Genomic DNA, 23179 nt, shown 5'->3' with positions numbered 1-23179 from the left:
TCCTGCGCCATTAGGATCGTGCAATGGCCGCTCGTGAGGCGAGGCCCGCAATTACGTGAAGCCAGGCGGACTTTCCGCCGGCATCCCGGGCAGCTGTTGCGCTTGCGCTTCCGCGGTCCGGCCTGCTCAAGGCCGCCGCTCTCGTAGACCCCCGCTCGCGGCGGGCGCAGTTGAGCCGACGAGCGGCTGCTCGTTCTCGCGCGACCCGCAAAATCATTAAGTCATCAATAGAGCCCGAGGACCCATGAACATCATTGCTCAGCCCAGCGCTGTACCCGTCCAGCTTGACAAGCAAACTGCCAACAAGCGAATGACCGCCGGCCTTGGAGGAGGGGTGGCGCTAGAGTGGTACGACTGGAATGTCTACGGCGTAATGGCGGCGTTTCTCTCGCCGCACTTCTTCCCTTCCGATGATCCCACCACCTCGCTGCTGGCGGGACTTGCCGTGTACGGCGCGGGCTTTTGCGCTCGACCGCTGGGCGCTGTTTTGCTGGGGCCGGTCGCAGATCGCATCAGCCACAAGCGCGTCATGCTGATCTCTGTCACGGCCATGGCGGTTTGCTCGCTTTTGATATCCTTGTTGCCCACCTACAAGGACCTCGGCGTCACGGCGGCCATAGCGCTGCTGATCATGCGGCTGATTCAGGGGTTTGCCACAGGCGCTGAAGCTGGTGTCGCCAACGCCATTGCAATTGAACTGGCGCCACCTGGTAAGGAGGGACGCTATCTCGGTCTGATTGGCGGCACATTCATCCAATTGGGAAGCCTTGGATCCAGCCTAGTTGCCTTCCTGGTGAGCGCCTCGGTCGCACCTGAAGCCATGCGCGAGTGGGCTTGGCGTATACCCTTTGCGGTCGGCGGCGTGCTGGGCCTTTTGATCATCTATCTGCGCACGACGGTGCCGGAAACCTTGATCAATCGAGCCATGCATCGGCAAGACGAGTCTTCGCGCATTCAGGAATCGACTGGCGGTGTGTGGAAAACGCTATGGAGCGTCCGCCTTTCGCTGCTCGCCGTCATCCTGGTGATCGGGTCGGTGCAGATCGCCAACTATGCCTGGAACACCGGTCTTCCCAACATGGCCAATACGGTCTTCAAGGAGGACAGCACGTATGTGTACGGGATCATGACCCTGATGGTCCTGATCTGGATGTCAACGGCGCCGTTTGTCGGCGCTTTCGCGGACAAGGTGCGACCCTCGCGCGCGTTCGCGCTGCTGCGCCTGTTGCTCATCCCATGCTTCTTCCTGACACTGCTCTATTCGGAAAAAGGCATCGTCACGTTCTTCTTTGTTACGGTGTTCGGCGGCGCGATCGTGGGCTTCAACATGGCCCTCTATAACTTCATCGCTACCACGCTGATGCCGCGCGCCGTGCGGACCACCGGAGTGGCTCTCGGCTATGCGCTCGGCGTCTCCTTGTTTGGCGGGACGTCACCCTATCTGCTGGTTTGGTTGCAACGCGAGCACATCGCCTGGATGTTTCCCGTCTACGGATCGTTGATCGCGCTCCTGAGCGTGCTGGTCTACCAGATCGCAAAGAAGCGCGGCTGCCTCTACATAGGTGAATGAACACGCTCTGCCCCTGCGCTTCGCCGTGCCCGCGACGGACGCAAGGCGTCCACGTTAGCTGCAAAACATAAGGGCTCGCGCGTATCTCTTCATGCTCGGCATGAGCATGGGGTCGGCGCAAGCGTCCTTGCGCGAGCAGTCATTCACAACAAACAAAGAATGCTTGCGAGGCACTGAGTTGCTGAAACTGGAGTCCGAAGCATGAAAACACCTTCATCGCCGCACTTCACGCCTGTGGACTTGAAGCGATATTTCAACGCCGAGCGCGCAAATGCCGGTGAAGGGTTCGCCGCCCGCCCGGGTGACACCGGCTGGATCGATTCACTTCGCGGGCTCCAGACCCATCGCGGCATGCCCTTTCTCTTCGGCAGCGAAATAGGGCCGGATGTGCTGGAGCTGCGCCCCGGCGCCCCTCCTGCCGTAATCGCGTTGCCGCCGACGATGGCGAGCTATGTGCTGTTCGTGCAAGTGGCGGCAGACCGCCCCAGTGCAAGCCCCGAGGGTTTCGGAGAGATCGGCCCGGCTACGCTGCCTGTAGAAGGCAATCCACTCGGCGACCGGGTGGCGACATACGGGCTCCGCTATGCCGACGGCAGCGAGACCGACGTGCCGGTGCTGCGCCGCTTCGCGATCCAGCAGAACCACATCTCCTGGAGTGCGAGTGCGTTCGCCGCCTTGCCGCTACGCGCGCCCATCGTACATGCAAGCACCGGCGAGGACTTTGTACTCGGCAGAGCGCCGGGGGCGAACTTCTTCCAGGGCGAGGCTCGCACCCAATCGGGACGCATGGATCGACAAGGTGAGAACGTGTGGCTTTACGCGCTCCCCAATCCTTATCCGGACAAGGAGCTTTCGGCGTTGAGCTTGCGCGCGGAACAGGAAATCTCGCTTGTGTTTGCGGTGACCACGACAGCGCTCACCCAGCACCCGCTGCGCCTCCAGGGCCGTCGCAAGCTGAAGGTGAGGCTGCCGCCGGGGTTCCATCTGAACAAGCTTGGCGAGCTCGATGTCGACGATCGGGGCCAGCAGATCGGCATGGACCTCGGCACGGTCATCTCGGCACGCGCAGTGCTCGAGTACTCCAGAGCGGATTGGCTGGGCGCCAAAGTTGATGTGCAGCCCGTGCGCTGCGGGAGCGAAGTCATCGTTGAGTACTCGGCGCATCCGGACGCAAGACTCTATCTGCGCTCCGACGATGGCCGCTTGCACATGTTCGAGCTTCGATCGTTGGAAGGTGGCGGTAACGCAAGCGCCTCGCTCAATGTGGCGACAGTCGAACCGGCCACAAGGCCGGTCAAGATCCGCATCATGGAAAAGGACAGTGGCGTGCGCGTTGCCGCGCGGTTGCATGTCCATGGTGCGCATGGGGAGTATCTGCCACCCAAGGGACATCACCGCAAGGTCAATACCGGCAGGTTCGAGGACTTCTCGGGCGAATTTGCCAATGGGCTGAACCAGTACGTCTACGTGGACGGCAGTTGCGAGGCGGACCTGCCGCTCGGGCCCGTGTTCGTAGAGATCTGCAGGGGTTTTGAGGTGCGCCCGTTGCGCACCATCGTCGACATCACTGCAAGCACGGACACTCTCACCTTTGAGCTCGATCGTGTGCTGCGCTGGCGCGAACAGGGATGGGTTAGCTCTGATACGCACGTCCATTTCCTAAGCCCGCAGACAGCGCTGCTTGAGGGCAAGGCGGAGGGTGTCAACGTGGTCAACTTGCTCGCCGCACAGTGGGGCGAGCTATTCACCAACGTCGCCGATTTCGACGGACGCACGACGTTCGGGGCAAAGGATTTCGGCGGCGACGGAGAATTCCTGGTTCGGGTCGGCACGGAGAACCGGATGCAGGTTCTGGGGCACATATCGCTGCTCGGCTATGAAGGTGAGATGATCAATCCGCTCTCTTGCGGCGGGTCCAACGAAGCTGCAATCGGCCATGTTCTGGAAGCGACCATGGCCGACTGGGCGGAGCGCTGCCGTCAGCAAGGGGGGCTGGTGGTAATGCCCCATGCGCCGAACCCGCAGGCGGAGCGTGCGGCCGACATTGTGCTCGGCCTTGTCGACGCCATCGAAATGATGTCGTTCAACCCGCGGACCGCGCAGCTCAGCGCATTTGGTCTCGCCGATTGGTATCGCTACCTCAACATCGGCTACCATCTGCCGCTGGTGGCGGGCTCCGACAAGATGGACGCGGCCGCGCTCCTCGGGGGCTCACGGACCTATGTGCGATTGGGCGAACGCGACTTCACGTATCGCAACTGGATGGATGCCGTACGCAGCGGGGACACGTTCATCACTGTCGGGCCTCTGGTTGAGATGACCGTTGAAGGACGTCGCCCTGGAGGCACGGTGTCCCTTCCCCGTTCAGGCGGCACCCTCACGATCGACTGGCGGATCGAATCGGTCAGCGTCCCGCCGGCGCGGGTGGAGCTCATATGTAACGGCACGGTCCTCGAGGAGGTTCGATGCGGAGGCTTGTCGTGCAAGGGGCAGCTCTCCCTGCCCATCAACGAGTCATGTTGGATCGCGCTGCGCGTTCGGGGCAGTGTCGCCGGACGCGAGGCCGACATTGCGGCGCACACCAGTGCGGTATATGTCAAAGTAGGCGGAATGCCCATCTTTGCCACCGCGGATGCAGTGTCGGTCCTTGCTCAAATCGAGGGATCGATCGCCTATATGGACACGCTCGCTCCCAAGTCCGACGAAGCGCGACACTCGCGGCTGCGAGCTGCCCTGGAACTTGCGCATCATCGCCTGCATCATAGATTGCACGAACTGGGCGCCAGCCACCACCATGCGCCCGTTCACTCCGTTCACGTTGAACGCGAGCATTGAGAAGTCTCTTGTGCCATTGACGATCGCGCAGGCGGCGCATCGCATGCTCAGCCACCTCTACTTACGGGCGAATAATGATAAGGGGCGAGCAGCTTGCGTCATCGGGTCCTGGGATGCGGACGCCAGCCTCCGGTTCTGAAATAGTTATCAGGACCGTGGCCCGGTCAATGATCTCGACTGCGCCCGCGACGGGCGGGACGGACGCTGGACCGCGGCGGGGCGCTCGATGAGCGCATGACCAGCCGGTACGGCAACACGACACTTCTCGGGACAGGACTTCCGGCAATGGCATTGATGAGATAATCGGCGGCTCCCCGGCCGATTTCTGCTGCCGGAACGCTGACTGTTGTGAGCGGCGGGTCCATTTGCGCCGCCAGCTCCACATCGTCAAATCCTGTGATGGAAAGCGTAGCCGGTACGGCCAGCCCCATCTTGCGAGCCTCTGCCATTGCACCGATGGCAAGCGTGTCGGTGGTGCAGATGACTGCTGTCGTGTCCGGATGATCGGTGAGGAGCTGACGAAGGGCGCTACGGCCCTGGGCAAGCGAATAATCGGCCTTGACGACCTGGCTCGGCTTGAGCGGGAGACCGGCGTCCGACAGCGCGCGCTGAATTCCCTCGAGCCTGGCGCGGGATCTGTCGTTGGACGCGGCGACAACGTTGGCAATCGCGCCAAAACGGACGTGTCCAAGCCTTAGCAGATACTCCGTCATCTCGCGGGTGGCGCTTTCGTTGTCGATTCCGATCGCGGGGATGCCGCCGCCGGCCTTGGCAACATAGGTGGTGATGACGGGTACGCCTGCCTGTTCGATCAGGCTCCTCAGCTCCCGTCCGTGGGAAGCTCCGACCAGCACGATTCCATCGATGCCGCGTTCAATGAGACTTTGCAGTTCCTGAAATTCACGCCGCTGGTCATATTGCGAATTCGCAATGAACAGCGTGTAGCCGCTTTCGCTGAGGCGGTTCTGGAGGGCTTCCACGCCTTCTGCAAAGATACCGAGCGCCAGTGTCGGAACGATGACGCCGACGGTCCGCATGCGTCCCGATTTCAATGCTCTGGCTGCGCTATCGCGCGTGTAGGCGAGGTCATTGATATGCCGCATGACCCTGTCGCGAAGCTCCGGCCGTACGATATCGGGGTGATTGAGAACCCGCGACACCGTCGCCGGCGACACATTCGCCTTCCGGGCAACGTCCTCGATCTTCACGCGCGGCTGCTGCCGGCCTTTGGGCGCGATTACAGGTTTCTTGTCCATTTGCGTTGGTCAACCAGGAGAAGGAGAGGGTCTCCCCTCAAAAGGGTTAAACCATCACGAGCGCTACCTTCTCAAGCCCTGTATGCGGGCCATCGGCGCTATTTTCTGCCCCTCTCATGCACAGATGGAGCGGGATGAAGCGAATCTCATTCGAAAGTTGGTAGATTCGCTTGACTCCGCTTCTCGCACAGCCTAAGTCTGAAATCGATTTCAGAAATCGAGAGCCAGCACCTCGATTTCAGGTAAAACCGAAAGCAAGGATGTATGGTCGATCTTTTGAAGGGCATTCGAGTCCTCAGCCTCAATCACTTTCTGATGGGTCCGGTCGGCGTGCAGTTTCTCGCCGACCTCGGTGCGGACGTGATCGCCGTGGAACCGCCCGGGGGGGCCTTTCAGAGGAAATGGGGCGGGGCGGACAAGCGGGTTGACGGCCAATCAATGTTGCTTCTGACGGGAAACCGCAACAAGCGCAGCCTCACGCTCGATCTGAAAAAACCCGAAGCCGTGGTCATCGCCAGGCAACTGATCGCCAAATCGGATGTGATCGCAGAGAACTTCCGCCCGGGTGTGCTCGACAAGCTTGGTCTCGGCTACGAGGATGCAAAGAAGATCAATCCGCAGATCATCTATGCCGCTGCCTCCGGCTACGGTCCTGACGGGCCCTATGTCGATCGCCCAGGCCAGGATCTCTTGATCCAGGCGCTATCAGGACTTGCGATGATCACCGGAAGTCGCGAGCAGGGGCCGCGGGCTGTCGGCGTTTCCGCCATCGATCATCACGGCGCCGCCTTGTTTGCGGCGGGGATCCTGGCTGCCTTGGTGCGGAAGGCGCGGACGGGGCAGGGCTGCCGCGTCGATGTTAGCCTGCTGTCGGCTGCGCTCGACCTGCAGATGGAATCTTTTACCTGCTACCTGAACGGCCAAAGGCCTGACGACGTCCGTCAGCCGGGCCCGGTGGCCGGCTGGTACTACGGTGCGCCTTACGGCATCTATGCGACACGCGATGGGCACATTGCGATCTCTTTGGGATCGCTGGAGGCGCTCTCAGGCGCGCTTGGCCTTCCGGCCGACCAGCGAATTCCTGACGAGGAGGCGTATCGCCGGCGGGACGAGGCCTCAGCCATGATTGCTGCCAACATCGCCAAACGCTCAACCATGGAATGCATCGTCCTGTTCGAGGCGCGTGGAATTTGGCACGCTGCGGTGAACGATTATGCCGACGTCGTTGCGGATCCGCAGATCGCGCATAACAAAAATTTTCAGGTCGTGACCGGCGCGACCGGAGCTCCCATCACCCTTGTCAGCCATCCCGTGCGCTACGACGGCGAGCAGCCGGACGTGCGTTTGCCGCCGCAAAAGCTCGGTGCGCAAACGGAAGAGATTCTGAAAGAGCTGGGCTATGACGCTAGGAAATTGAAGCATCTTTATGAAACCGGCGCCATCGGCGCTGCGGACTCGCATCACTAACGAACAACGAGGATTGTCGAAAGCAGCACGCTTACGTCGGAGGGTCATCGTGATTGGCATAAACTTGCACGCGGCTTTCCCTGCGGTGCTGCTGACGAGGCTTGCTACTCCGCAGAGATGCAGCCAAGCACGATTGGAAGTCTCGTGAACACCAACCGTTCGCGCCAGTCCAGGATCTGTTGGTAAAGAGCTTTAAGTTGCCGCCAGGGCAAAGCCGCGCGGCGAGTATTATGTTGGACCAGAAGCCATGTCGGAAAGCCAATATCTGCCCGCGCGCGAGCGTATGCTGAAGCGCATTGCCGAGACTCGGGACACCGCACGCTCGGGCTTGCCACACTGGGCGAGTGCCGCCGACGGAAAATGGACGTTTACCCCCGATGGTGATTGGACCGGCGGGGCATTTGTCGGTGAGCTTTGGCTCGCGCACCTCGCTGATCGCAGCCAGTTCCCAATCGAAGACGCGCGTGCTGCGCTAAGCCGAATGTTGCCGCGTGCCGAGCGGCTTACGGCCTTCAAGGGCTTCGGCTTCTATCATGCCGGCGCCCTCGGCAGCATCCTGTTCAAGGAAGAAAACGCCCGCGCGGTGGCTCTGACAGCAGCAAGATCGCTTCGTGATATGTTCGATCCACACCTCGGACTGATACCGTTGGGCAGGGATGCCGAGGAGGCGAGCGCAGTGGGAGCTTCCGAGAGCAGCATCGACTCGCTCCAGGCGACAGGCCTGCTCTATTGGGCCGCGGACGAGCTTTCCGATGCCCGGATGGAGGAGGTCGCCAATGCACATATGCGGCGCGTCCTGGAGATCCATGTGCGGCAGGACAATTCAGTTATCCAGTCTTCCACCCTTGATCACACCGGTAAGGTGCTCAGAACGCACACGCACAAGGGATATAGCGATATCAGCACCTGGGGCCGGGCGCAGGGATGGGCGATGCTCTACACCGCTCACGCCGCCATGGTCCGCCCCGACGAACCGCTATGGCGCGACTACGCCGTCCGCCTTCTTGACTGGTGGATCGACCATGTCCCCGCGGATCTCATTGCCTTCTGGGATTTCGACGATCCGGCGATCCCCAACACCAGCAGGGATACTGCGGCCACTGCTATCGCTGCCGCCGCGGCGCTGCGCCTCGCATCCGCACTTGGTCCTGAGGGGGGCGCCAAATATAGATTATTTGCGGAGCGCACAGTTACTCAACTGAGCTCGAAATACCTGACACCGACTGCTCCCGATGACCCGCGCCCGCCTGGAATGCTCACCGGCGGCTGCTTCACCCGAAAGGCGATCGTGCGCGATATCGATGCGGCCCAGAACGTCGAGCTGATTTTCGGAAGCTACTTCCTGTTTGAATGCCTTGCCATCCTGACGGATCTGGTGCCGCCTGGCTGGATCTAGAGGCGCGAAAGGCTTCCAACGCGAACAAAGCCTCCAACCAATCTTGTTTGTGACGCCACGCCAGTCAATCTGTCCAAACAGTCCGACGGCATCGGCTCCACTCCTTGGATATTCGCGATGGGCTGATCGAGTTAGACAGCAACTGACTGCCTCCTGTCTGGAATCCTCTACATGAGAAATGCGAAACCCCCCATCTATCGCGGCTTGTTCCCGGTCGCTCCGACGCCGTTTACGGAATCTGGAGATCTCGATCTCGAAGGGCAGCGGCGCGTGCTCGATTGCATGATCGACCAAGGCGTGGACGGGATCTGCATTCTGGCCAACTATTCCGAGCAGTTCCTGCTGTCTGATCAGGAACGTGACCTTCTGGTCGATCTCTGCCTCTCGCATGTCGCGGGCCGCAAGCCCGTCATGGTGACCTGCAGCCATTTCAGCACGCAGATTGCGGTGCAACGCGCCCGCTATGCGGCCGAACGTGGCGCAAGCCTCCTCATGCTGATGCCGCCTTATCATGGTCCAAGCCTCAAGGCGGATGAAGGCGCCATGATCGGGCATTTCGGCCGGGTCGCGGACGCCGCCGGGATTCCAATTATGGTCCAGGACGCGCCGCTCTCCGGCGTTACATTGACGGTCCCGTTTCTCGTCCGGCTCGCTTGCGAGGTGCCGCTCGCCAGATATTTCAAGATCGAGGTGCCGTTTGCGGCTGCCAAGCTCCGCAGTCTGATCGAGCTCGGCGGTGAGGTCATCATTGGTCCTTTTGACGGGGAGGAAGCCATCACCATGATGGCGGACCTCGATGCCGGTGCGAGCGGAACAATGTCGAGCGCGCTGTTGCCCGATTTGCTCCGCCCCGTGCTCGATCATCACAAAGGGGGCAGCAGGCAGGAAGCCGCTCTTGCATATGCAAGGGTGCTGCCGCTCATCAATTTCGAAAACCGCCAGTGCGGCCTGCGCGCCACCAAGAGCGTAATGGCTGAAGGCGGCGTGATCAAATGCGAAGCCGTGCGGCATCCGCTCGAGCAGATCCATCCGGCGACGAGAGCTGGATTGATCGAGCTTGCGCGTGAGCTCAACCCGCTGTCTCTTCGCTGGGGACATTGAGATGCGGGCATGATGCGCCGAGAACAAGCCACGCAGGCAGAACCTGTGTACCCCAAGATCAGGATGTTCATTGCCGGCGAGTGGACGGAAGGGGGTTCGGATCGCTCGGAAAAAATCCTCAATCCCGCAACCGGCCAGCCGATTGGCGAAACTCCTTATGCGTCTCGTGGCGATCTCGATCGTGCGATCATGGCCGCTCAGGAGGGATTTGAGATTTGGCGAAAGGTTTCGGCCTTTGACCGATACAGGACGATGCGCAAGGCCGCCGATCTCATACGCTCGCGCGCAGCCGGCATCGCATTGATCATGACGCTCGAACAGGGTAAGCCGCTCACCGAGTCGAGTGCTGAATCGCTCCTTGCTGCCGATATCATCGACTGGCTCTCCGAAGAAGGGCGGCGCGCCTATGGACGGATCGTCCCGGCGCGCTTTGGCAATGTTGTCCAGCTCGTGACCAAGGAGCCGGTCGGGCCGGTTGCCGCATTTACGCCCTGGAATTTTCCGATCAACCAGGCCGTGCGGAAGATCTCCGCCAGCCTTGCAGCCGGCTGCTCCATCATCGTCAAGGGACCTGAAGAGACGCCAGCGAGCTGCATGGCGCTGGTGCGCAGTTTCGCGGATGCTGGCTTGCCTGCGGGCGTGATCAATCTCGTCTTCGGGGTGCCATCCGAAGTTTCAGATTATCTCATACGCCATCCTATCATCCGGAAAGTCTCCTTCACCGGTTCGACCGTGGTCGGAAAGCATCTCGCAGCCCTTGCCGGCGCCCATATGAAGCGCACCACCATGGAGCTCGGCGGGCACGCGCCTGCCATCGTTTTCCCGGATGCCGACGTCGAGAAAGCCGCAAGAATCTTGTCGGCGAACAAGTTCCGCAATGCGGGCCAAGTCTGCGTCTCGCCGACGCGGTTTCTGGTGCATGACAGTATCTATGAAGATTTCGTCAAGAGGTTCGTTGCCGAGGCCAGCGCGATCAAGGTTGGCAATGGCCTTGAAAGAGATAGCCGGATGGGGCCGCTCGCCAATTCGCGCCGGGTCGATGCAATGGAGACCCTCGTCGCGGACGCTCTCGATTGCGGCGCCCAGTTGCGCATCGGCGGCAAGCGTATCGGCAATACGGGGTACTTCTTCGAGCCGACGGTCCTGACCGATGTTCCACCTCAAGCGCGCATCATGAATGAAGAGCCGTTCGGCCCTGTCGCGCCGATTGCGCGGTTTAAAACCTATGACGAGGTTGTGGCGGAGGCCAATCGACTGCCTTACGGGCTCGCCGCCTACGCCTACACGCGATCCGCCGCAACGATGGCCGCGATCGGGGCCGATCTCCAATGCGGGATGGTATCGATCAATCATCATGGGCTTGGGCTTCCCGAAGTGCCCTTCGGAGGAACGAAGGAGTCAGGCTTCGGTTCGGAAGGTGGCCTCGAGGCAATCGAGGGCTATCTCGACACCAAATTCGTGAGCCAGGCGAGCTAGAACCGGAATACCAAATACCAAACCGGAGCAGAACGACTTCGTTAGTGCCGCCGGATCGCTTCAAGCGCTCCGCCCTTCTCCGCTGGCAGACCGGTACGTCTGCCTCTCCCCAGACTTGAGCCGCTGTCGGAGAAGTCCGGCAGCGGTCCTTTTCTTTGCTGGACCGACACCTTCGTGTTCTTTCAGGCGGGAGCAGAAATGAGATACTTTGTCCGCAGATCAGCGCGGACGGATAACAGCTGCGTGTGCCAAAGCCCTCAAGTATCCGCGCCAATGATAAGCCCGCGAGCACCACGAATATTGGTGCGGTCCAGCATGACCATCGCCTGGAATTTCTCGGCGATGACCATCTCACGCGCAGAAGCGCGCAGATGCGAGCAGGAAGATCGTGGAGAACCGACAGGTCCATGTCCAGTAGACCCGATTCGACCGCATCACCAAAGGCGAAATCGATAATGATTCGGGCCTTGGCAGTATCGACCAATGCGTCGGCGGTGATGCGCAGGCCGCCATACTCAGTTTCCTCGCGAATGCGATTGACCTTGACGCTGTTTGGATCGAACTCCACCCCATCGTATAAGAAACGCCGCTGACTTCTTTGAAGATGCGGACCATGTCGTCCTAGTCATCGCTCTCGATGCCCAGGAAGTCGAGGGGCACCAGGGACTCGTGGAAAAATGGCCCGCTTGGAACCACACCAAGCGTCTACGATCGGGCCAAATGTGGGAGGGTCAGTTCACCTTTGCCTGCGACAACTGAGAGGTTGAGTTCCTGCGCGGCAGCATCCAGGACCGGCACGGAAACGGCACTCTCGCGCGCTAGGCGCACAGCACACTCGATGTCCTTTGCAGCATTTGCAATCGAGATTGCCAGTGCATCTGGTTTCTCTCCCAACAAAAAGGCGGCGAAGGCTTGGAATATTCCACTGTTCGTAGAGCCCCGACTGACCAAAGAGCGTAGTGTTACAAGATCTATCTGAAGACTATCCGCGAATTGGCAGACCTCAGCGGCGACCGCAGCGATGCCCATAGTCATGCTGTTGTAAACAAGCTTGAGCTTGTGGCCGTGTCCGACATCTCCAACATGCATAACGGTCTCGCAAAACGCAGCAAGAATGCGTTCAGCAACGGGAAAGAGTGTTGCATCCGATCCAACCATCGCATTGAGAAGGCCGAGCTCTGCTTGCTCGGGGCTTCGTGTTACTGGAGCATCAATGAAGCTAAGACCTCGTCTTTCCGCCGTTTTGGCCAATGCAATGGTCGATGCGGGATACGAGGTCGTACAATCAATTATCAAACCTCCTCGGCACATGTTAACAAACAGTCCATCGTGATCGAGGCACACCGTCTCAACTTCGCGGCTGGACGGTAATGACAACACCACCACACTTACATGCTGCGCCAACTCAGCGATCGACGCATGCTCGCGGGCCCCTGCATCCATCAGGCGATCAGCACCGAACCGGTTCTTGTTGACTTTGATGTGGAGTTCGTTTTGCTGACGCAGCAGGCTGATCCCTATACCTGTTCCCATGCGCCCCGCTCCGATAAGCCCTATGCTCTGCTTGATCGTTTTGGGAGCCGGGTTCGCTGACGATCCCTTGCTCATGATTTAGTATTCCGAAAGAAGCCATGGCTTTGTAGGATCGGCAACAGCTCGTGATGGTTGTTGATGGTGTAATCTGGACGCGCGGCTTGCAGGCGCGAGGTCGAAACAAATCCTCCGGTAATGGATATGCTTGTCAGCCCGAGACTGCGTGCAATATCAGTCTCGACGGGCATATCGCCGACGATGAAGGTTGACGACGGCTTTAGGTTGTGCCTGTTCATATAAAGGCGAAGCCGCTCTCCTTTGCTCATCGATTTGTATTGCGTGGCGCGGCTTTCAAAGGCGAGCACGTCGGTGACGTAGTCATCCACTCCAAGTCTCCTGAGCTGGAACTGTAGAGGCGCGACTATGTGGTTGCTGAGGATGATGAGTAGAGCAGATTCTCGGCGCGCTAACGCGAGCACTCTGCGCGCCCCCTCACGTAAATCGGCTTTATCCGCAAGAGGCTCGTACGTGTCGTGAAACAGTGCGCCTTCGTCACGCTCCACCGCCTCAACCTCCTCCTGCGACATTCCGAGGCTACGATAGAGACGATCGAGGGGAACATCACAATGCTCTCGAAAGGTGTTTATATCGATGCTCGGACGACCAAAGCGGTCCAAAATTACATTGGTCGTTTCGAGCAGCGCGTATGTGTCATCGAGCAGTGTTCCGTTCCAGTCAAATACGAGAGCGGGCTTCATGATGCTGACCTCAGACGGGGATTGACAGGAAGAGCGGCCAGCAAAGCTTTCAAGTTTCTGTCCGCGCGCTGACGTCCAGCGGGGGTCGGCATCTCCAACGTGAAGGGCGACAAATCGATGCCCTCTAGCCTGTTGGCCAATATGGATACAAGGGCACGGAAGGGCAGATAAGTGATGGTGGCTGCTTGGATTGCCGTCGCAATGTTGCTTTCAATAATTTTGAGGGCTGGCGGATCCATCCTGTGGAAGCGAAGACTCTGGGCGCGTAGTTCGGGCGGCAGTCGCTTCAACGCCTGCCAGAATGCGAGCTCATCTAGCGTATCAATACCCATGCCGTAGTAGTGTGGAGCAACTATAGGCGGCGAACCAATTGCCCAATGTACGGCTTCGGCTCCAGCGGCAAGGAGCATCATTGTGACGGCTTGGCTGGTATCACCTCGAATGAGGGCCTCATCGACAACTATGATGGTCCGTTTAGCGACGGCAGAGTCCGACACGAGATACTTCTGAGCAATGCGAGATTGTCGGGCCTTGGGTCTGCCCAGGAGCGTTCGCTCAAGAAATTGCGCTGCCACTACGTCACTACGCTCGGCGAGCACGCCCTGTTCGGCGAGAGAGTCAAACAGACCATCGGCGTACGGCCCCCCAGTCTTTGGCATGGAGGACACGATTGGTGGCATCAATAGTGGGTCTGCTTGGACTCGCTCCGCAACGATTCTCCCCAAGGCCAGCCCGATGTTGTGACGGGTCTGGCGATGTGAATGGCCCTCAACCGATGTGTTCGGACTTCCCAAATAGAGAGTTTCGTAGGCGCAGAGTTTGGCCTTACATCCTCGGCTGTTCAGGATATGGTCAACGCTGCGGCCGGACTTGGCGTCCACGCGCCGTATGCTCCCAGGCAAGAGCTGCTGGGTCTCGCCTTTCAAGCCAGCGAAGGCACAATTTTCGGAAGCAAAGAGCAAGAATCCATTGCTTGCCCGCATAGTCTCCAACGGTCGCAAACCGCTTCGATTGCGATATGCAACAAGATCACCGTTCATATCTAGCAAAAGCGCGGAAATGGCACCATCGATACGATCATCAAGCTCGCGAAAGATAGCCTCGTAGTCCGCGGGCAAGCCACGACGCCAATATTTTCGTTCGCAAGATCGTTCAATCCACCTCAGCAAGAGCTCGGCGTCCGTGTTGGTATCTATCAGTCGTCCCTGGGCGAGCAATTCGCTCCTGAGTTCATGAGCGTTCACTAAGGCGCCGTCCAGAGAAATTGCAAAATGGCGGCTGGGAGTTGACTGCACATCGCCGTCACCCCGAGTTCCACAGGATCCGCTACGGATCTGCGCGATTGCAACATGAGGCCGAAAGCGCGGCTCCTGTTCGATTCCGTCAATGCGCAGGGAATTATCGTCCGATTGAAACGCCCTTCCATGTCGGATCCCACGCTCTTGCATGAAAGCAGAGACCGCGACACCTGCTTGCCCACGGAGTGCAAGTGTCGGAATCATTTTCTTCAGCTGATCAACAACACGCGACCATGGTTCGCTTGAAGCGCAGAGAAACGCACCGGCGACACCGGACATATAGTCACCCACTTGTTAAGGAGCCGATCTGGCGGGGCGCCTCGCATGGCTAATGTGCCTATGAAGGCGGAAGTTCGCTTGATCCTTAAGCAAGCGTCGTACCACTCCTTTGAAAATACTGGCTGGCACTTCTAGAGCGAGGAGAATTGGAAGACGAGCCACTCTAGCCACTCAGTTGAGTGCTGTGCCTCGTTCAGGCCCTCACACGATGTTCAAGATGCTACGACTGTGTGCGAAAAGCGCCACACCGGAGCGAGAAGGTGCGAGTGCTTGAAGTCGGTGAAAGCCTTCTGATCTTCCGCTCATTTCCTTCCATTCTGCGGGCAAGCCACCAAAGCGGGTCCTTACGGACGACCAGCATTAGAAAAGGGCTCCGAGCAGGCCTGGTAGCGACGCGTTGGTATTTTCGTGTTTTGCGAGTAAGACCCGGCAGATGATGCAAAGCGACCCATTGCGCGATTGCCGATACCGAGAGCCGGGTCCCGGACAGCCGAAGTGCGCACGTCCGTCTGCGGGACAGAGTAACGAATGGACTTATAGGCAACCTAGCCCCTCCGTTCTTTGGCCAACTCACATTTGGTAGCCGCTGTGCGCACACTGCTACGAACAGGCTCTCTGGGGTAGCGAGCGCCTGACCGATCTCGCGGCCCGATGTTTTCCTGCCTTACCCTAATCAATCTCAGGGGGCGAGTGACGAATAGAACGGCTTTGTCGATCTCAACCCCCACAGAGTGAAAACCGTCCTTCTCACGCCATTGTAATCTTCGCTTCCATTTGGCTTACATATTGACCCTCTATCATCAGCTTGCATGGTGCATGATTGTCTGGAAAGGTCGCGACATCTTAACGCGCGTTTTCAACGCGTACCAGATCAACTACTAACACTGGTGATTGATCAGGCACCAAAATTCCTGGCGATGACACACCGTGCCGCCTGCGCGGATCGGGCGCCGATGCACCTTGAACGAGTTTGGCAAGAGCAACTGCAATATGTCACCGTCAACGCTCTGTCGCGGCGCACGTGCCTGGTCCTCACGTTTGCGAAATCCTTAGCCCGAGGTCATTCAAGTATCCACGTGCCGGCTGCAAAACGCTTCGCAAGTAGGAGGATGGCAGGGGCCCGCATTTTGCAAGCAGTCCAGCCGTTCTATGCAGCGTAGTCGAGCCAAAAGAGCCGTCAGTTTGATGTTGAGCCACAATAGTCGCACCAAGCACTCAGCATGGAGCGACGGGCGATTAGGCTGTCGGCTTTGTGTAGGGGGCTGTGTCGGTGTAGGTGAGATCGCCAGCCTCGCCGAATATGGTTCGATGGCTAGACCGCGAGAGTACGGCGGTCGCGAGCTTTGGCTCGCTGCTCGAGTGCGACGACCGAGGAGGTCACTTGCAGTCAGACTCGATATCGTTCTGTTTTACAGAGCGTGTGCCCGGCGCCCAGGACGTGGCGTCGGGTTGTGCTTTTGGCGGGCATGAGTTTATCGATCTCGCAAATGACGAGATCTTCCAGTCACTCTCATTAGCGCACGAGAGGGCGACGGTTACTGTCGATTCTGGGGCGAGCGGCGTCCTGGATCCCATTGGCCTCATGCCGCTCCGCAAAGCTATTGCGGAAAGGCTCGCCGCCCAGACAGGCTTTGATTGGAGTGCGGAAGAGATCGCAATCACTGCCGGCTCAAAGGAAGCGCTGCTTTGTGCGGGCCTGGCTGTCCTAGAGCGGGGCGACGAAGTTATCATTATCCGCCCCTGGCAACCGTTTGTCCCAGCACTGGTTCACGCCGCTGGCGCAGTACCAGTGTTCGTCGACGCTCAGCGCCCACGATATACTCCTGATGTCAACTCAATCCGAGCTGCCATTACATCGCGGACTAAAGCGATGATTATCAATTCACCCAACAATCCGACGGGCGCAGTCTACAGCCGAACAACATTGCAGGAGGTCGGCGAGCTTGCTATCGAATTCCGAATATGGATCATTTCGGACGAGCGCTACTCAAGATTGGTATTCACTGGTTTACACCGCCATGAGTCGATCGTTGTGGCGCACCCCGCCGTGCGATCGCGAACGATCATGGTCAATCCATGTTCACAGGCGCTGGAGATATCAGGCTCTCGCTTGGGTTATTTCGCGGCTCCAAGGGCCATCGTTTCCGCCGCTAGAAAGCTTCAGGGCTATGCAGCGATGATACCAAGTCGAGAGGCGCAGCAGGCTACGCTGAGCCACTTTCAGGTCGGCGGCCGTATTGAGCGGGAGACATACCAACGGCTTTTCGACGCTCGCGACATAGGTCTTAACATCCTTTCTAATCTACGTGATGTAACGCCACCTCGTGCCGACGGGGCATTATTCTTCTATCTTGATCTGAACAGGCTTGCATCTGCTTTGAAGGACGAAGGTCGCGTTGGAGTGACGGATGATGTTGCAAGCTGGCTCCTGAAGCAAACTAACGTGGCTTGCGTTGCGGGAGACGCGTTTGGCGACGTCAACGGTTTGCGACTCTCATTCGGCGCCCCTCCGGGGGCATCGGCCATCGGCCTGACGCGCGTCGTTCAGGCGCTAAATAGCCTTAGGATCAAATAACGGCCGGTCCAGTTCCAGACGAAAGGCATGGTTGTGAATATCTGCGCTTCAGCTGATGACTTGCACTCGGCAATGTAAGCAGCTCCTATGTCCGTTAACGGCGAGCATCGGTCGAATCGTAACGTCAAAGACCGCATGTCGTCGCCGCCTTAGGAGGTCACGTCTCGTGATCTGGTCGACGATCTCACCATCCGGTAAAGAGTTCCGATGCACTCGTTCGCTCCACGTCGGAGAAGGCACAAAGGGCCGCAGGTCGCACGCACGCAAATTGTCGCCGTAGGCGGGAGTGCTTGGTCCGAAACTGAACGCGTCCGGTGTCACGAATCGGTCAAGTCGCTTCCAACTCCGACTTTGATCAGACAATCGCCAGCGATTCCACTGATTGGAACTGGCCCAGAGCGTGCATCGTGACAGATGGGAGCCCATCTGAGTCTCGCGATGAGCAACAGTTGCGGCGCCTTCAAGTCGAGTGGATCACCGGCATTAGGTTCGGAGACAGTATGCGCATCTGCGGTATCAAACTGACCCATGACGGAGCAGTCGCCCTTATCGAGGACAGACGGCTTGTCTTTTGTGTCGAGCAGGAGAAGCGGGGCAATAATCCGCGATATCAAAAAATCACCAATCTCGATGCGGTTGTTGTCGCCTTGGCAGAGCACGGTTTAGATCCGCGGGACGTTGATCGGTTCGTCATCGACGGATGGTGGGGCGAGGTTGAGTCACAATTTGAGGTTTTCAGTGGGACTGCGCCCATTACCCTTAAAGGGGCACCGTATGTTGAGGGCGATGCCGAAGGCCTCCTCATAGCGCACGACGGATCTGGGCTGATGCTCAACGAGAGCGCTTTCCCTTATAAAAGCTATCCGCATGTCACAGCCCATGTGGCTTCCGCTTTTTGTACCAGCCCTTTCGCCAAGGCCGGGCAGCCCGCGTTCTGTCTGGTGTGGGACGGCGCTTCCTTTCCACGTCTCTACCATGTAGAGCGCCGCGCCGCCAGGTTCCTCGAGTGCCTCTTCCCGCTGATCGGGCATGCTTATGCTGCCGCGGGCTATCACTTCGGACCATACAAGCAGACGAACCGGACCAAGTGGGACCTCGGTGTTGCGGGCAAGTTGATGGCCTACATCGCGCTCGGTTCAGTCGATGAAAGCATTGTCGAGGTGTTTCAGGAGCTCTACGAAAAGCACTTTAGCACGTTTACGGAGCCAGTCGGTCGTTGCAGCGAGGACGCCGCGCTTGAGCCTGTCCACGAGTTCCTCGATGCCAGCGCGCTACGGTTAAAAGCCAAAGCCCCCGAAGATGTGCTTGCATCCTTTCATTGGTTCCAAGAGCGTCTGCTCGTTACCAAGCTCGCGAGTGCTATACAGAGACATTCGAGGCTTCCCGCGCGCAATCTGTGCATGGCCGGCGGTTGCGGTCTCAACATAAAATGGAATAGCACACTACGAGCTGCCGGCTTGTTCGATGCTATCTGGGTGCCACCCTTTCCGAATGACAGTGGCTCGGCAATAGGTGCCGCTTGCTCCGCATTAGCGGCGGACCAAGGCTTTGTACCATTGGAATGGTCCGTCTATAGTGGTCCAGCCGTGGAACGAGGCGACGTGCCGCCCGGATGGGACGGCTCACCATGTAGCATGCGTGAACTTGCAACGATTCTCGCCAGCAACAAGCCCGTCATTTTCCTTGCCGGCCGCGCGGAGCTTGGACCTCGGGCTTTGGGTAGCAGAAGCATACTGGCCGCGGCGACATCGCCGCGAATGAAGGACCGTCTCAACGACATCAAACTTCGCGAGCACTTCCGGCCGGTAGCGCCAATATGCCTGGAGGATCGTGCGCCGGATATTTTTAGTCCTGGAACGCCAGACCCTTACATGCTCTTCGAGCACCTAACACGAGCAGAATGGCGGGCCAAGATCCCCGCTGTTGTGCATCTGGACGGATCTGCTCGATTGCAGACTATTTGCAGGACCTCTCAGCACAAAATCGCCGAACTTCTCGTCGAATACGAGGGCCTCACGGGCATTCCGCTACTATGCAACACAAGCGCCAATCACAATGGACGCGGGTTTTTCCCGAATGCGGCATCTGCCTGCCAGTGGGACCGCGTTGACCACGTGTGGTGCGATGGCGTGCTGTGGACGAAACGCGCGGGCGGAGACTCAGTGCTGGCCAACGACATCTTTCTCTCTCAGCGCGCGGAGGCGGAACCGTACGCCAAAGATCGGATACCTCCCGCCAGAGGCCGCCTTGTTTGACGAATGCGATCGCTGCAGGCCTAGGGGTAACGAAGAAAGGTAGGGATCGAGAACGGATTCGCGAAGTGACAAGGGAGATCGAGGCGGTCGCCGATCGAGAGGACGTCACACGCCGGCTGATGACAATCCCTGGTATCGGCGCATTGGGTGCGACCGCCGTACTTGTCGCAATAAGGATAGTGGGTGTTGTTCACCCCAACCAACCACGATCCGGTCGCAATTTCCGACAGCAATGGCGTAGCAAAAGGCAGGGTTGTTACAGCGTCGGCAGCCATTGGCGTACTCTCAAACGACAGCGACCTCGATCACGATCAACTGTCAGTCGGCTCGGTTACGGAGATGATCTTGGCGCAGGAGCAAGCCGCAAACTGGGGCAGAGGTGGACTCCTTCCGCAGTCCCAGCGTGGACACGAGTCTGGCTGGAGAGATCAGCCTCGTCAGATCCGCCGAAATGGCGTTCACGAGCGAAGGGCTTAACCTCACTACCAAACTCTCGGGCTCGAGCGGGGAAAGGCCGGACAGCCTTCTTGGATTGTCGGAAGTGAATACGGACAAGCTGACTTTCGCCTTTGCCGAGCGATCGGCGACGGGAACCATTGCCCGCGCGGCGCAAACTTCGCGAGCGCTCTCTCTACTGAACAACATTCTTTAGTGGTTCGCCATTACAGTGTGTTGCGAGAAAGTCGGAGGAGGAACGCTATCAGGAATGTCGAGGTGAAGTTTCTGCCTATGCCCGCCGACGAGCCACATGTTGCGGACGAAGATCGAAACGGCGGCTGCGCTTGCCAGGGTGCTGAATGTCGTCACTTTAGTCGCATCCGTGTTCAACGGACTTCGCCCCAGTTTTCCAGCAGAAGACAGGCCACAAGCTCATCGTTCAATATGGAATAGCTCCTGACCTTAAAAGATCCCGTCGTCGATGGCGGGACGGGAACGAGGATCCGATTTTGGTTGCAGAAAATTCTGACGCAACTAGGATGTAGCCGTAATCTCTTGATTTATTTTTTGAGGAGGATTTGGCATGAATGCGTTGCCCTGGTCGTCGTCAGCGGCCTTGCCGCCCACCGAAAATCAACCCATTGCGCCCGTCATCGAAACTGCCGGCAGTGATGGCAGCGCCGAGTCCAAGGGCGAATCGCAGCAGGATCTGCTTGTCTTTGGAAAATCGGATGTCAAGATAAAACCGAAGGGCGTGCGGGTCGGCAACGAAACAGTGCTGGGCACCGACGACCGCGTCAGAATTACCAATACAAAGGCCCCGCCGTGGCGCAAGATTGCCGGGCTGAAATTGAAGCCTCGGCCGCCACAGACATCTTCGTATATCGGGACGGGGTGGTTTATCGGCCCCAAGACCCTGCTGACCGCAGGACACTGCGTCTACAGCCCGTCGGATTTCAACGGCTGGATTGGTTCGATCGAGGTCTCGCCGGGGCAGGACGCAGGCGTGTCTCCCTTCAGGACCGTGACCGCAACGAAGTTCTTTGCGCTTCAGCAATGGATCAACTCGGCCGATCCCGATCATGACATCGGTTGCATTCAGCTGGCGGAGCCGCTGGGCGAGGAGGTCGGCTATTTCAAGATCGCGTCGCAGACGGATGCCGAGCTGGAGAACGCTCTCGTCAACATTTCGGGCTATCCGGGTGATCTCGACAACGGGCGAAACCAGTACTTCCACCAGAACAGGGTGCTTCGGACGTCCGCACACCGCATCTACTACGACGTCGATACGTACGGAGGCCAGAGTGGCTCGCCTGTCTGGGTCCAGGCGTCGGCGACCAGCGAAGCTGTTGCCGTTGCGGTGCACGCTTATGGAATAGGTGGCACGGCGCCCAGCCTCGGCGTGACGGCGAATTCCGGACCGCGACTTTCGCCGGAGATCGTGTTGACGGTGAAGGAGTGGTTGCAGGCCGCCTCGGCTTGACAGCTTCCGTGCCGCGCAGCCGGTGCTTCATTCATGTGACCCTCCGCGATGGGCGGCCGCTTGCCGGTGCCCGGATCGCGGTCGAGCAGGCAAGCGGTCCGGTGCCGGAACTGATGTATCAAACGGATGCGGACGGGCATGCCCAGATCGGGCTTCCAACCGGAGAGGTTCGGCTGCGCATCTTCACCGCCTCTGGCGAGAGCCGCTCCGTAGACATCAATGTCGGAGCGGAGCCGGACAAGACCTATGACGTAACAATCGATCCGCCCTGATGACGGTCCCCTGCGGAGAGACGCCATGATAAGTCGAGCCCGCTTCCCGGAGTCCACTGAGGAACGCGCCGAACGAGTCATCAAAGAGATCAAGAAGCTGGGGCTCGGACCAGCGGCGGCGCCGCGAGAAGCCGGCGGATTAGAGTCAGTAGCGCCGAAGTCACCGTCGTTGCAGGAGGTTGAGCAGCGCATCGAATGGAATCTCAAAGCGGCGTCTCCCGGCGCGACGGAGCTCGCTCGCGCGGTTGCCAACAAGACCGCACGGGAAGGACTCGACCTTGCCGCCTCGCTCGCCGGCGGTCACGTCAGCCATCGCGATCTCAACGCAGGGCAATTGGCGAATCTGGAGGCCGTGATCCAAGTCATTGGGCGGCCAGCCTGGTTCGTCGAGGGCGATGCGCCCGACACCAGTGCGGCGACTGCGAAAGACGACTTCTGGGTTGCGTATATCAATGCGGCACAGAACGCGATCCTGGACATCTGCGCTCGGGTTGGCTGCATCATGGTCGGCAACGCGGAGCCGTTCGTTCCTGTTGCGACCGGGTGGTTGATTGGCAGGAACACGCTGGTGACCAATGCGCATGTCGCCGGTGCGGTGGCCCGACAGAACGCTGCGCTGGCGGCCACCGACGTGCGCCAGGGATGGCGGTTGCGGACCGATCGGCCAGGCGTCGTAGATTTCCGCTTCGAGAAGGGAGGCTCGAAGCATTCGCGGTTCGCTCTCGACGAGGTGCTTTATGTCGAGGGCGGTGACAAACCGGATCTCGCGATTTTCCGGCTGAAGCCGCCGACGGCGGACGCGGCAGGCGGCATGCCGTCACCGATCGTGATGGATCTGAAGGCGCAGTCCAACGGATGGTCGAAACGGAATGTTTTCGTCGCAGGGCACCCGATCAAGGACCTCGCGGACGATCAGAACGTATTCAAGGTTTTCGGTGAGCTCGACGGCACCAAGCGCTTTTCTCCGGGTTGCGTGCTGGAGCTTCTCGGCACGGATGTACTGGCCCACGACTGTTCGACGACCAATGGGTCCTCCGGCAGTCCGCTGGTGGATTTCGCATCGTCGAAGGTTGTGGGACTGCATTATTTTGGCCGCCCCGGAGCGCGCAACGAAGCCGTGCTCCTGTCGGCGATAGCCGATCACCCTGCGATCGTCCGAAGCCAGACGGGGGAGTGGGGTATCTAAA

General features: G+C 59.1%; 17 protein-coding genes and 1 pseudogene. 14 read left to right on the top strand and 4 right to left on the bottom strand.

Annotated elements, in window-relative coordinates; genetic code table 11:
* The first annotated feature begins 244 nt into the window (after positions 1-244).
* The gene (locus IC50_RS26215) at positions 245-1570 is read left to right on the top strand and encodes an MFS transporter (RefSeq protein ID WP_063615341.1); all 1326 of its coding nucleotides are present in this window, start codon (positions 245-247) and stop codon (positions 1568-1570) included.
* 201 nt (positions 1571-1771) lie between these two features.
* Entirely contained in the window at positions 1772-4405 is a 2634-nt protein-coding gene (locus IC50_RS26210; protein ID WP_223153743.1) for a CehA/McbA family metallohydrolase, read from the top strand.
* Positions 4406-4569: 164 nt separating this feature from the next.
* Here IC50_RS26210 and IC50_RS26205 read toward each other — a convergent pair whose 3' ends face one another.
* Positions 4570-5661 carry a LacI family DNA-binding transcriptional regulator gene (locus tag IC50_RS26205; protein WP_018645249.1) on the bottom strand — a complete coding sequence of 364 codons (1092 nt, stop codon included), beginning with the start codon at positions 5659-5661 and terminating at the stop codon, positions 4570-4572.
* Between the two features lie 264 nt (positions 5662-5925).
* Here IC50_RS26205 and IC50_RS26200 point away from each other — a divergent pair, with 264 nt between their 5' ends.
* The 4 genes from IC50_RS26200 (at position 5926) to IC50_RS26185 (ending at position 11101) form a co-directional block, all read left to right on the top strand.
* On the top strand, positions 5926-7128 hold the full coding sequence (locus IC50_RS26200) for a CaiB/BaiF CoA transferase family protein (protein WP_028144091.1): 1203 nt from the start codon (positions 5926-5928) through the stop codon (positions 7126-7128).
* Between the two features lie 247 nt (positions 7129-7375).
* Complete coding sequence (locus tag IC50_RS26195; RefSeq protein ID WP_018645247.1) at positions 7376-8524, top strand: hypothetical protein; 1149 nt, start codon at positions 7376-7378, stop codon at positions 8522-8524.
* A 171-nt stretch (positions 8525-8695) separates the two neighbouring features.
* A complete protein-coding gene (locus IC50_RS26190; protein ID WP_018645246.1) occupies positions 8696-9625 on the top strand; it encodes a dihydrodipicolinate synthase family protein in 930 nt (309 codons plus the stop codon).
* A gap of 12 nt (positions 9626-9637) precedes the next feature.
* On the top strand, positions 9638-11101 hold the full coding sequence (locus IC50_RS26185) for an NAD-dependent succinate-semialdehyde dehydrogenase (protein WP_035711516.1): 1464 nt from the start codon (positions 9638-9640) through the stop codon (positions 11099-11101).
* A gap of 705 nt (positions 11102-11806) precedes the next feature.
* Here IC50_RS26185 and IC50_RS26180 read toward each other — a convergent pair.
* Genes IC50_RS26180 through IC50_RS26170 form a run of 3 tightly spaced genes read right to left on the bottom strand, consistent with a single transcriptional unit; the run spans position 11807 to position 14969 of the window.
* On the bottom strand, positions 11807-12709 hold the full coding sequence (locus IC50_RS26180; RefSeq protein WP_049813052.1) for an NAD(P)-dependent oxidoreductase: 903 nt from the start codon (positions 12707-12709) through the stop codon (positions 11807-11809).
* Entirely contained in the window at positions 12706-13392 is a 687-nt protein-coding gene (locus IC50_RS26175; RefSeq protein WP_018645245.1) for an HAD family hydrolase, read from the bottom strand. The genes IC50_RS26180 and IC50_RS26175 overlap by 4 nt, the downstream gene beginning before the upstream one ends.
* A complete protein-coding gene (locus IC50_RS26170; RefSeq protein WP_232208646.1) occupies positions 13389-14969 on the bottom strand; it encodes a hypothetical protein in 1581 nt (526 codons plus the stop codon). The genes IC50_RS26175 and IC50_RS26170 overlap by 4 nt, the downstream gene beginning before the upstream one ends.
* Before the next feature lie 1381 nt (positions 14970-16350).
* Here IC50_RS26170 and IC50_RS26165 point away from each other — a divergent pair.
* The 8 genes and pseudogenes from IC50_RS26165 to IC50_RS26140 all read left to right on the top strand — a co-directional run bounded on the left by IC50_RS26165 (position 16351) and on the right by IC50_RS26140 (position 23178).
* Complete coding sequence (locus IC50_RS26165) at positions 16351-17544, top strand: pyridoxal phosphate-dependent aminotransferase (RefSeq protein ID WP_049813053.1); 1194 nt, start codon at positions 16351-16353, stop codon at positions 17542-17544.
* A 500-nt stretch (positions 17545-18044) separates the two neighbouring features.
* Positions 18045-19799 carry a nodulation protein NodU gene (gene nodU, locus IC50_RS26160; protein ID WP_080584113.1) on the top strand — a complete coding sequence of 585 codons (1755 nt, stop codon included), beginning with the start codon at positions 18045-18047 and terminating at the stop codon, positions 19797-19799.
* Positions 19800-19852: 53 nt separating this feature from the next.
* Positions 19853-19972 (top strand): annotated as a pseudogene (locus IC50_RS43305) (IS110 family transposase); the annotation flags it as partial.
* Between the two features lie 10 nt (positions 19973-19982).
* Entirely contained in the window at positions 19983-20276 is a 294-nt protein-coding gene (locus tag IC50_RS44065) for an Ig-like domain-containing protein (protein ID WP_223153741.1), read from the top strand.
* A complete protein-coding gene (locus IC50_RS42060; protein ID WP_131233136.1) occupies positions 20203-20451 on the top strand; it encodes a hypothetical protein in 249 nt (82 codons plus the stop codon). Before IC50_RS44065 ends, IC50_RS42060 begins: the two co-directional genes overlap by 74 nt.
* Positions 20452-20820: 369 nt before the next feature.
* Positions 20821-21720, top strand: a complete 900-nt coding sequence (locus IC50_RS38520; RefSeq protein WP_049806740.1) for a trypsin-like serine peptidase — start codon at positions 20821-20823, stop codon at positions 21718-21720.
* Entirely contained in the window at positions 21717-21992 is a 276-nt protein-coding gene (locus IC50_RS26145; protein ID WP_157461078.1) for a carboxypeptidase-like regulatory domain-containing protein, read from the top strand. Before IC50_RS38520 ends, IC50_RS26145 begins: the two co-directional genes overlap by 4 nt.
* A gap of 169 nt (positions 21993-22161) precedes the next feature.
* The gene (locus IC50_RS26140; RefSeq protein WP_028143549.1) at positions 22162-23178 is read left to right on the top strand and encodes a trypsin-like serine peptidase; all 1017 of its coding nucleotides are present in this window, start codon (positions 22162-22164) and stop codon (positions 23176-23178) included.
* Position 23179 lies beyond the last annotated feature (1 nt).

It is taken from the genome of Bradyrhizobium genomosp. I (2014), from assembly GCF_000261685.1.
In the GTDB taxonomy this organism is placed as follows: Bacteria; Pseudomonadota; Alphaproteobacteria; order Rhizobiales; family Xanthobacteraceae; genus Bradyrhizobium.
Note: the sequence above shows the minus strand (reverse complement) of the source record. Positions and strands in the feature narration are given on the sequence as shown.

What these genes read in the sequence shown, in the direction of transcription:
- nodU (WP_080584113.1), top strand. Translation starts at nt 18,045, where the DNA reads ATGCGCATCTGCGGTATCAAACTGACCCATGACGGAGCAGTCGCCCTT.
- IC50_RS26180 (WP_049813052.1), bottom strand. Translation starts at nt 12,709, where the DNA reads ATGAGCAAGGGATCGTCAGCGAACCCGGCTCCCAAAACGATCAAGCAG.
- IC50_RS26200 (WP_028144091.1), top strand. Translation starts at nt 5,926, where the DNA reads ATGGTCGATCTTTTGAAGGGCATTCGAGTCCTCAGCCTCAATCACTTT.
- IC50_RS26175 (WP_018645245.1), bottom strand. Translation starts at nt 13,392, where the DNA reads ATGAAGCCCGCTCTCGTATTTGACTGGAACGGAACACTGCTCGATGAC.
- IC50_RS26190 (WP_018645246.1), top strand. Translation starts at nt 8,696, where the DNA reads ATGAGAAATGCGAAACCCCCCATCTATCGCGGCTTGTTCCCGGTCGCT.
- IC50_RS26170 (WP_232208646.1), bottom strand. Translation starts at nt 14,969, where the DNA reads ATGTCCGGTGTCGCCGGTGCGTTTCTCTGCGCTTCAAGCGAACCATGG.
- IC50_RS26215 (WP_063615341.1), top strand. Translation starts at nt 245, where the DNA reads ATGAACATCATTGCTCAGCCCAGCGCTGTACCCGTCCAGCTTGACAAG.
- IC50_RS26210 (WP_223153743.1), top strand. Translation starts at nt 1,772, where the DNA reads ATGAAAACACCTTCATCGCCGCACTTCACGCCTGTGGACTTGAAGCGA.
- IC50_RS26205 (WP_018645249.1), bottom strand. Translation starts at nt 5,661, where the DNA reads ATGGACAAGAAACCTGTAATCGCGCCCAAAGGCCGGCAGCAGCCGCGC.
- IC50_RS26195 (WP_018645247.1), top strand. Translation starts at nt 7,376, where the DNA reads ATGTCGGAAAGCCAATATCTGCCCGCGCGCGAGCGTATGCTGAAGCGC.
- IC50_RS26185 (WP_035711516.1), top strand. Translation starts at nt 9,638, where the DNA reads ATGCGCCGAGAACAAGCCACGCAGGCAGAACCTGTGTACCCCAAGATC.
- IC50_RS38520 (WP_049806740.1), top strand. Translation starts at nt 20,821, where the DNA reads ATGAATGCGTTGCCCTGGTCGTCGTCAGCGGCCTTGCCGCCCACCGAA.